Below are 8,799 nucleotides of genomic sequence, written 5' to 3'. Positions count from 1 at the left end.
CGCCTATGTCCTTTGGCAGGGCCTTGAGCGCCAGCGCGGCGTCGCGGTCGCTATAGCCCAGCGCCACCAGCGCCTGCAGGATGTCGGACTGGGCGTCGTTGGCCACGCTGACCTGCACGCCGATGTCGGCGCCCAGCTTGCCCTTCAATTCGAGCAGCAGGCGCTCGGCGGTTTTTTTGCCGATGCCGGGCACCTTGATGATGCGGCCGGCCTCCTGCTGGGTCACTGCTTGCGAGAGCTCTTCGACACTCATGCCGCTTAGCACGCTGAGCGCGGTGCGCGGGCCGACGCCGGAAATCTTGATCAGTTGGCGGAAGGCGGCGCGCTCGGTGGCGCTGCCGAAGCCGTAGAGGATTTGCGCGTCTTCGCGCACCACAAAATGCGTCAGCAGGCTGACTTTTTCGCCCAGGCCGGGCAGGTTGTAGAAGGTGCTCATGGGCACCAGCACCTCGTAGCCGACGCCGTTACAGTCCACCAGGATTTCCGGGGGATTTTTTTCGGCCAGTTGGCCGGAGAGTCTTCCAATCATGGGCAAATCTTATCAGTCGCGCCTGTTTCCACACCAGACGACGATCCACCGCCAGGGAAGCGCCGGGAGGCTTGCGGATCCGGCCGGAATTCCAGAGTTCCCGTGAAAACGCAGTCATCTATAGAATCCGGCGAAAGAGGGGGAGTCAAAAGAAATGTCGATCTATCGATTGAAGCCGCGTTTTCAGGCCCTGCTCAGGCCCCTGGTGAGGTGGCTGCACGCCCTGGGCGTGACCGCCAACCAGGTCACGCTGGCCGCTTGCGTGATTTCAACGACCCTGGGGCTCTGGCTTTTCTTCGCGCAGCCTTCACCGCTTGCTTTCGGCCTGATTGCCCTGTGGATGCTCGTGCGCATGGGCTTCAATGCCATCGACGGCATGCTGGCGCGCGAGCACGGCCAGCAAAGCCCCCTGGGCGCCTTTCTCAACGAACTGACCGACGTTGTGTCGGATGCCGCGCTTTACCTCCCCTTTGCCCTGGTGGCGCCTTTCAGCCCCTTCTGGCTTGGCACTGTGATCGTGCTGGCCGGCCTCAGCGAATTCGCGGGCGCGCTCGGGCCCACCATAGGCGCATCGCGCCGCTACGACGGCCCGCTCGGAAAAAGCGACCGGGCTTTTGTGTTCGGCGCGCTGGCGCTTTATGTCGCATCGGGTTGGCCCCTGCCGGCATGGACCGCCTGGCTGATGCCGCTGCTTGCCGCCCTCATCGCCTGGACCATTGCCAACCGGACACGCCTGGCCGTGGCTGAGGCAAAAACTCTTGCGACCCATGCCAACAACAACCCCAAGGATTGAATGAGCACTTCCCGCACCCCCGACGAACACCACTTCAGCACGCATGACGGGCAGTCCCTGTTTTACCGGCACTGGCCCGCCACGCAAGGCCCGAGGCGCGGCGCCGTCGTGCTGTTCCATCGCGGCCACGAACATGGCGCGCGCATGGCACACCTGGTGGATGAGCTCAACCTTCCGGAGTTCGACTTTTTCGCCTGGGATGCGCGCGGCCACGGCCGCTCACCGGGCCAGCGCGGCTACAGCCCCAGCTTCGCGACCTCGGTGCGCGACGTGCAGACCTTTGTCGACCACATCGGCAGCGCGCACGGCGTGCCGGAGCGCGACATCCATGTCATCGCGCAAAGCGTGGGAGCGGTACTGATCGCGACCTGGGCGCACGACTATGCGCCCAGGGTTCGCGGCCTGACGCTGGCCTCACCGGCTTTCAAGGTCAAGCTCTACGTGCCTTTCGCGCGCGCCGGGCTGGCATTGATGCACAAGCTGCGCGGCCTGTTTTTCGTCAACAGCTATGTCAAGGCGAAGTTCCTCACGCACGACCCCGCGCGCATCGCGAGCTACGAAAGCGACCCGCTGATCTCGCGCCCCATCGCGGTCAACATCCTGCTGGACCTGTACACGGCGGCCGACCGCATCGTGGCGGACGCCAATGCCATCACCCAGCCGGTGCAGTTGCTTATCTCCGGCGCCGACTGGGTGGTGCACCACAAACCCCAGCACCGCTTCTTCGAGCGCCTGGGCAGCGCCGTGAAAACCAAGACCGAGCTGCCCGGGTTTTTTCACGACACGCTGGGCGAGAGGGACCGCGCGCCGGCGGTGCTGGGCATACGCAGCTTCATCCTGGAGCGCTTTGACGCCCCCACGCCGCCCGTCGACCTGCGCGAGGCCCACCTGCGCGGCGAAACGGCCGATGAATCACGCGCGCTGGCCGAGCCGCTGTCACCCCTGTCGCCGCGTGGCGCCTACTGGGCCCTGACCCGCGGYAGCCTGCGCCTGGGGGGCCTGCTTTCGCGCGGCGTCAAGCTGGGCCATGACACGGGTTTTGATTCCGGCAGCACGCTGGACTATGTTTACCGCAACAAGCCCGAAGGCGCGGGCCCTCTGGGCCGGAACATCGACAAGACCTACCTCAATTCGATAGGCTGGCGCGGCATACGCCAGCGCAAGATCCATGTCGAGGAACTGCTGCGCGAGGCCATGGAGCGCCTGGCCGCGCAGCACCGCGACGTGCGGCTGATGGACATCGCCGCAGGCCACGGCCGCTACGTGCTTGACGCCGCGCTGTCCAGCCCGGTGAAGCCGGCCTCCATCCTGCTGCGCGACTACAGCGACATCAACGTGCGCGACGGCAGCGCGCTGATCGCCGAAAAAGGGCTCGCCGGCGTTGCGCAATTCGTGCAGGCCGACGCCTTCGACCGCACCAGCCTGGCGGGCGTCGTGCCGCGGCCCACGGTGGCCGTGGTATCGGGGCTTTACGAGCTGTTTCCCGACAACGCGATGGTGCGCCGCTCGCTCGCCGGTGTCGGCGACGCGGTGGAAGAAGGCGGCTACCTGGTTTACACAGGCCAGCCCTGGCATCCGCAGTTGGAGATGATCGCGCGGGCGCTCACCAGCCACCGCCAGGGCGAAGCCTGGGTCATGCGCCGCCGCACCCAGGCCGAAATGGACCAGTTGGTGGAAGAGGCGGGCTTTCGCAAGATCGCGCAGCGCATCGACGAATGGGGCATTTTCACGGTTTCCCTCGCGGTCCGCGTCGGCGCATGACACGCCGGTTCGCGCAACGTCCCTGGAAGCGCGCGGCCGCCTGGCTGGCGCTGCTGGGGCCGCTGTTTTACGCGGCCTACGGTTTCGCCAACTGGTGGGCCGCCTCGCGCGCGGCGGTGCCGACGCTTGCCTTCGACTGGGAGCGCTCGCTGCCGTTCTGGCCGTGGACCATCTTTCCCTACTGGACCATCAACGTCTTTTATGCCCTGTCGCTGTTCCTGGCGCGTGACCGCCACACATTGGACCGGCACGGCGCGCGGCTGTTGACCGCGACCTGCCTGGCGGTGGCCTGTTTTGTGTTGTGGCCGCTGCGCTTCAGTTTCGGCCAGCCGGAGGTCAGCGGCGCACCGGCCTTTCTGTTCAATGCCTTGCGCAGTTTCGACCAGCCCTTTAACCAGGCCCCGTCGCTGCACATCGCGCTGGCGGTGATCCTGTGGGACTGGTACCGCCGTTTCGTCACCGCTGCCTGGGCGCGCACCGTGTTGCACCTGTGGGCCTTCGCGATCTGCGCGTCGGTGCTCACGACCTGGCAGCACCACTTCATCGACATTCCGACCGGCGCGCTGCTGGGGCTGGTCTGCGTGTGGCTGTGGCCGCTTGAGCGGGTGGTGTCGCTGCCGCGGGGCTGGCGCCTGGCGCGCGACGCGCGGCGCTGGAAGCTGGCTGGGCTCTACGCCCTGGGGGCGATTGCTTTTCTTGCCGCGGCGTTCGCCTTGGGCGGCCTGGGGCTTTGGCTGGCCTGGCCGGCTGCATCGCTGGCGCTGGTGGCATTGAACTATGCGGGCTTGGGCGCGCGCGGCTTCCAGATGGACGGGCGCGGGCGCATGCGCTGGGCCGCACGCTGGTTGCTGGCGCCGTACCGGCTGGGCGCCGCAGTCAACGCGCGGCTGTGGACGCGCCGCCTGCCGGCATCGGTCGAGGTCGCGCCGGGCCTGCGGCTTGTATGGGTGTGTTGCGCCCTTGGTTTTTCGCGCAGTGCCGCTGTGGCCATCACCTGGCTGCGCCTGCACGGCGCGGCCGGCAGCCTGGTGCAGGCCGAAGGGCTGGTGCGCCAGGCGCGGCCGCAAATCGTGCTGGGCGCGGCGTGGCAGCAGGCGCTGGACCATGCCACCCGCCGGACGGCAGCATGAACGACATGGATCGCGCACTGTGTTCCGCCACGGCCAGGCTGCTGCAGGCCGCCCGCATAGTGGCCGCGTGGGGACTGGCCCTGAGTGTGGTGGCAATCGCCGTCCTGGCCCTCACCGGGCGCTCATTGCCCATGCTGTCCACGATGGGTTTTGCTGCGGTGGCGCTGGTCGGCGTGCTGGAGCGCTACCTCGCCTTCCGGCTGTATTTCGATGCCGGCCTGTTCAAGGACCTGGCCGGCGGCGCCATCGCGTCACTGGGCGACCTGGACAGCGCATTGCAGCGCCTGGGCCTGCGCCCGGCCAGCGGCCAGCCGCGCGCGCTCGAAGACCGCGTGGCGGGCGCGCGCCAGCTGTTGCAGCGCCATGGCGTTGCCGTGGCCTGCCAGAGTGGGCTGTTCCTGCTGGCGCTGCTGACCCAGGACCTGCGCTGAACGCGCATCACCCCCCAAAAGGAATTGTTTTCATGAGTAGATCCCCTCAAAGCGGTTTAGGCCTGGCGGCCGCCGCATCAGCCTGGCTGATCGTGCTGGCAGCGCGGTTGCTGACCGGCGTGCGCGCCATCTGGGCAGGCACGACGCCCAAGGCGGAGCAGACGCTTTATTTCGCCAACCACACCAGCCATGGCGATTTCGTGCTGCTGTGGGCCACGCTGCCGGCGGACCTGCGCGCCATCACGCGGCCGGTGGCGGGCCAGGATTACTGGGAAACTTCGGCACTGCGGCGCTTTATCGGCAATGACGTGTTCAATGCGCTGATGATCCGGCGCGACGGTGCCGGCGGCCAGGCCGGCTCCGACCCGGTCGGGCAGATGACCGAGGCGCTGCTCGCCGGGGATTCGCTCATCATGTTTCCCGAAGGCACGCGCAACACCGGCGACGAGGTGTTGCTGCCGCTTAAAAGCGGGCTCTACCACCTGGCGCGGGCTTGCCCGCAGGTGCGGCTGGTGCCGGTCTGGATAGAGAACCTCAAGCGCGTGCTGCCCAAGGGCACGCTGGTGCCCATTCCCCTGGCCTGCAGCGTGCGCTACGGCATACCCATGGCGCTGGCCGAGGGCGAAGACAAAAACACCTTCATCGCGCGTGCGCGCRCCGCCATGCTGGACCTGCGGCCGGAATACGACCGGGCGGAGGACACGACGCCATGAACCTTTCCCCCTCCACCCAAACCACGCTGATGCTTTTCGGCGGTGTCTTCGGCGTGCTGCTGCTGGCCTCCAGCATAGGCGCACTGCTCAAGTGGCGCATCGCGCGCGGCGAGCCGCATTCGGTGATCGACAACCTTAACTCCCGCGTCAATGCCTGGTGGGTGATGATAGGCGTCATCGGCCTGTCCTTTGCCTGCGGCAGGAGCGGCGTGATCGTGCTGTTCTACCTGATCTCCTTTTACGCGCTGCGCGAATTCATGAGCCTGGCCTACACGCGGCGCGGCGACCACGTTGCGATCGCGGTGGCGTTCTTCATCGCGCTGCCGGTGCAGTATTTCCTGATCTGGATCGACTGGTACGGGCTGTATTCCATCTTCATCCCGGTCTATGCCTTCCTGGTGCTGCCCATACTCGCGGCGGTGGGCGGCGACACCAAGCGCTTTCTGGAGCGCACCTCCAAAGTGCAATGGGGCCTGATGATCTGCGTGTTCTGCATCAGCCACGTGCCGGCGCTGCTCACGCTGCAAATCCCCGGCTTTGAGGGACGCAACCTGCTCCTGATCGCCTTCCTGGTGATCGTGGTGCAGGGCAGCGATGTGGACTGGGGCACCATGATAGAAGGCCACGGCGGCATGCTGGACAGGCTGGACTCGGTGGTGTTCGCCGCGCCCATTTACTTCCACGCGCTGCGCTATTGGTGGGTTCCGTAACGAGCACCGCCCGCCTCGGAAGGGGGCAAAACGGCGGGCCCCGCGGCCTTGATATTGGAGAGACAATCACCCATCTGCCTGTATCCAGCCGGCCACGCCTGGTGCAACCCTCCCGGAAAGCCCGYCCTTGATTCTTCGCCACACCTTCACGCCGCCCAACAACACCCGCATGGGCCACCTGTGCGGTCCCATGGACAGCCACATCCGCACCATAGAGGCGGCGCTGGACGTCACGATCGCGCACCGCTTCGAGCAGTTCAAGATCGACGGCACCAAGGTGAAGGCGACGCTGGCGCTGGAAGTGCTGCAGGCTCTGTACGAAATCGCCCAGCGGCCCATAGAACCCGAAACCGTGCAGCTGATGCTGGCCGGCGACACAGCCCTGAGCACCGCGCCCGACGGCGGCATCGCGCTGACGACTCGGCGCGCCGACCTGCGCGCCCGCACCACCAACCAGGGTACCTACCTGGAAAACATCGCCACGCACGACATCACCTTCGGCATCGGCCCGGCCGGCACCGGCAAGACCTACCTGGCCGTGGCCTGCGCGGTCGATGCGCTGGAGCGCAGCACCGTGCAGCGCATCGTGCTGACGCGCCCTGCGGTCGAAGCCGGCGAGCGCCTCGGATTTTTGCCGGGCGACCTGAGCCAGAAGGTGGACCCCTACCTGCGCCCGCTTTACGACGCGCTGCATGAGTTGATGGGCTTTGAACGCGTGCAGAAGGCTTTTGAGCGCCAGCAGATCGAGATCGCGCCGCTGGCCTTCATGCGCGGCCGCACGCTGAACCACGCGTTCGTCATTCTCGACGAGGCGCAAAACACCACGCCCGAGCAGATGAAGATGTTCCTGACGCGCATCGGCTTCGGCAGCAAAGCCGTGGTCACGGGCGACGTGAGCCAGGTGGACCTGCCGCGCACGCAGCTCAGCGGCCTGGTGGATGCCGAACGCGTGCTCAAGCGCGTCAAGGGCATCGCCATCACCCGCCTGACCAGCGCCGACGTGGTGCGGCATCCGCTGGTGGCGCGCATTGTCGATGCGTATGACAAATCCCCGGGCGTGGCCGTTGCCGCGGAGGACGGCGCCGCCGAACCCGCGCCGGCCCGCCGTGCCGGCGCAAGGAGCCGCAATGGCTCTTAAGCAATTGAGCCTGTCGCTGCAGTTCGGCGACCTGAAGAACGCTGCGCGCCATCGTGCGGCCCTGCCGCGCCACGGCGTGGCCCGCTGGATACGCCACGCGCTCGCGCAGGACGGCGAGATCACCGTGCGCATCGTGGATGCCGAGGAAGGCCAGGCGCTGAACCGCGACTACCGCCAGCGCGACTACGCTACCAATGTGCTGACCTTCGACTACACGCAGGAACCGGTGGTCACCGCAGACCTGGTGCTGTGCGCGCCGGTGGTGGCTAAAGAGGCGAAAGAGAACAAAAAGACGCTGCAGGCCCACTACGCGCATTTGCTGGTGCACGGTACGCTGCATGCGCAGGGCTGGGACCATGAAACCGGCGAGGAAGACGCCGAAGCCATGGAGGCGGAAGAGATCCGCATCCTGGCGGGGCTGGGATTTAAAAATCCCTATCGCTGAAGCTGCAGGACCTACCGGCCGGGCTACGGATCAGCGCGCGATCTCTCGCACTCTCAAGATTGCCATTTCTCCAGGTAGGCAGCATAGCCGGCACGCCAGGCGGCGCCATGGAAGTTTCCGTGACTTTCATGAACCACGGAAATGGGCCAAGTGCCCATGCTGAGTCCCAGGACCTCCGCCTGACGGCAAAAATCTAGGTCGTAAAAATGGAAGTCAAAGCGCTCGTCAAAGCGCAGATTTTTATCTATCAGCAACTGGCTGTTGCAAGCCATCAGCAGGCCGTCCATTAATTTGACGGGTTGGCCCGATGGGCCAAAGAAGTTCACGGAGGAGGGAGAAAAACCACGCCCGTGGCCCACCACGCCGCTCAGGTGTTCAGGGCTGTCGAAGGTGAATTTGTCATCCAGGAACACCCAACCCGCCTGGCGCGGGACGCGGCGCCGATTGCCGGCCAGGCCCACGATGTCGAATTTTCTGACTGCCTCCCGCAAATGGTCTGCCCAGAAAAAATCGCAGAGGTGCAGGTCGTCATGGCAAAAGACCAGCAATGCGGGCCGCGCCCGCGCCTCCTCGATAGCCTGGTTGTAAACCGACGGCAGTCCGGCCGTGTTCTCTTCAAACAGCCGCACTTCCATCCCCTCGGACGGGTACAGAGCCACAGACCGGCCCAGCGCTGTTCCGGTTAAAAAATCATCAAATTTTGCGCGTGTGGCGACGACGAAACGAATCATGGGTGATCTGCGGAATTGGTGGATGAGGAGGCTGAAAGAATACCTTACCGGCCGGGCGTCGGCCAACCAGTGGGTGGCGGTGGTTTAAAGATGAAGCTGCGCGGCCTTCAGGACTTCCACTTGTCCAGGTAGGCCGCATAACCGGCGCTCCAGGATGGGCCGCCGAAGCCGCCGCCGCTTTCATGCACCACGGAAATCGGCCAGGTGCCCATGCTGAGTCCCAGCCGTTCGGCCTCGCGGCAAAAATCAAGGTCGTAGAAGTGGAAGTYAAAGCGCTCGTCAAAGCGCAGGCCTTTTTCGATCATCAGCTGGCTGTGGCAGGCCAGCAGCAGGCCGTCCAGCAGCTTGACCGGCACGCCCGACGGACCAAAAACGCTCAGGTTGGAGGACGGAAACCCGCTGCCGTGGGCCACTACAC

At 65.7% G+C, this 8,799-nt stretch carries 11 protein-coding genes; 8 read left to right on the top strand and 3 right to left on the bottom strand.

All coding sequences use genetic code 11. The features are described from left to right. On the bottom strand, positions 1-529 hold a 529-nt coding region (ruvA, locus tag AC1D0P_RS22690; RefSeq protein WP_477678812.1), incomplete at its 3' end, for a Holliday junction branch migration protein RuvA. Between the two features lie 154 nt (positions 530-683). On the opposite strand from ruvA, the gene AC1D0P_RS22685 reads away from it, so the two are divergent. The 8 genes from AC1D0P_RS22685 (at position 684) to ybeY (ending at position 7,650) form a co-directional block, all read left to right on the top strand. Continuing rightward, positions 684-1,322 (top strand): CDP-alcohol phosphatidyltransferase family protein, encoded by a 639-nt coding sequence (locus AC1D0P_RS22685; protein ID WP_477678811.1) that lies wholly within the window; start codon positions 684-686, stop codon positions 1,320-1,322. Beyond that, on the top strand, positions 1,323-3,083 hold the full coding sequence (locus AC1D0P_RS22680) for a bifunctional alpha/beta hydrolase/class I SAM-dependent methyltransferase (protein ID WP_477678810.1): 1,761 nt from the start codon (positions 1,323-1,325) through the stop codon (positions 3,081-3,083). Beyond that, positions 3,080-4,213, top strand: coding sequence for a phosphatase PAP2/dual specificity phosphatase family protein (locus AC1D0P_RS22675; RefSeq protein WP_477678809.1), 1,134 nt, complete (start codon positions 3,080-3,082; stop codon positions 4,211-4,213). Before AC1D0P_RS22680 ends, AC1D0P_RS22675 begins: the two co-directional genes overlap by 4 nt. Further along, positions 4,210-4,644, top strand: a complete 435-nt coding sequence (locus tag AC1D0P_RS22670) for a hypothetical protein (protein WP_477678808.1) — start codon at positions 4,210-4,212, stop codon at positions 4,642-4,644. The genes AC1D0P_RS22675 and AC1D0P_RS22670 overlap by 4 nt, the downstream gene beginning before the upstream one ends. A gap of 32 nt (positions 4,645-4,676) precedes the next feature. Further along, the gene (locus tag AC1D0P_RS22665) at positions 4,677-5,357 is read left to right on the top strand and encodes a lysophospholipid acyltransferase family protein (RefSeq protein WP_477678807.1); all 681 of its coding nucleotides are present in this window, start codon (positions 4,677-4,679) and stop codon (positions 5,355-5,357) included. Continuing rightward, positions 5,354-6,067 (top strand): phosphatidate cytidylyltransferase, encoded by a 714-nt coding sequence (locus tag AC1D0P_RS22660; protein ID WP_477678806.1) that lies wholly within the window; start codon positions 5,354-5,356, stop codon positions 6,065-6,067. Before AC1D0P_RS22665 ends, AC1D0P_RS22660 begins: the two co-directional genes overlap by 4 nt. A gap of 127 nt (positions 6,068-6,194) precedes the next feature. Then, positions 6,195-7,205, top strand: a complete 1,011-nt coding sequence (locus tag AC1D0P_RS22655; RefSeq protein ID WP_477678805.1) for a PhoH family protein — start codon at positions 6,195-6,197, stop codon at positions 7,203-7,205. Continuing rightward, entirely contained in the window at positions 7,195-7,650 is a 456-nt protein-coding gene (ybeY, locus tag AC1D0P_RS22650; RefSeq protein WP_477678804.1) for an rRNA maturation RNase YbeY, read from the top strand. The genes AC1D0P_RS22655 and ybeY overlap by 11 nt, the downstream gene beginning before the upstream one ends. A gap of 53 nt (positions 7,651-7,703) precedes the next feature. Here ybeY and AC1D0P_RS22645 read toward each other — a convergent pair whose 3' ends face one another. Together AC1D0P_RS22645 and AC1D0P_RS22640 are read right to left on the bottom strand one after the other, a co-directional pair. Continuing rightward, complete coding sequence (locus AC1D0P_RS22645; protein WP_477678803.1) at positions 7,704-8,381, bottom strand: glycosyltransferase; 678 nt, start codon at positions 8,379-8,381, stop codon at positions 7,704-7,706. Positions 8,382-8,488: 107 nt separating this feature from the next. After that, a partial coding sequence (locus AC1D0P_RS22640) for a glycosyltransferase family 2 protein (RefSeq protein WP_477678802.1) occupies positions 8,489-8,799 on the bottom strand: 311 nt, incomplete at its 5' end.

The sequence above is a fragment of the Polaromonas sp. P1_G2 genome (assembly GCF_056405515.1).
The sequence above is the reverse complement of the archived record's forward strand: the minus strand, read 5'-3'. Positions and strand labels throughout refer to the sequence as shown.

Bases quoted from the DNA above. Each gene is read 5' to 3' on its own strand.
- AC1D0P_RS22685 (WP_477678811.1), top strand. From the start codon at position 684: ATGTCGATCTATCGATTGAAGCCGCGTTTTCAGGCCCTGCTCAGGCCC.
- AC1D0P_RS22675 (WP_477678809.1), top strand. From the start codon at position 3,080: ATGACACGCCGGTTCGCGCAACGTCCCTGGAAGCGCGCGGCCGCCTGG.
- AC1D0P_RS22670 (WP_477678808.1), top strand. From the start codon at position 4,210: ATGAACGACATGGATCGCGCACTGTGTTCCGCCACGGCCAGGCTGCTG.
- AC1D0P_RS22660 (WP_477678806.1), top strand. From the start codon at position 5,354: ATGAACCTTTCCCCCTCCACCCAAACCACGCTGATGCTTTTCGGCGGT.
- ybeY (WP_477678804.1), top strand. From the start codon at position 7,195: ATGGCTCTTAAGCAATTGAGCCTGTCGCTGCAGTTCGGCGACCTGAAG.
- AC1D0P_RS22645 (WP_477678803.1), bottom strand. From the start codon at position 8,381: ATGATTCGTTTCGTCGTCGCCACACGCGCAAAATTTGATGATTTTTTA.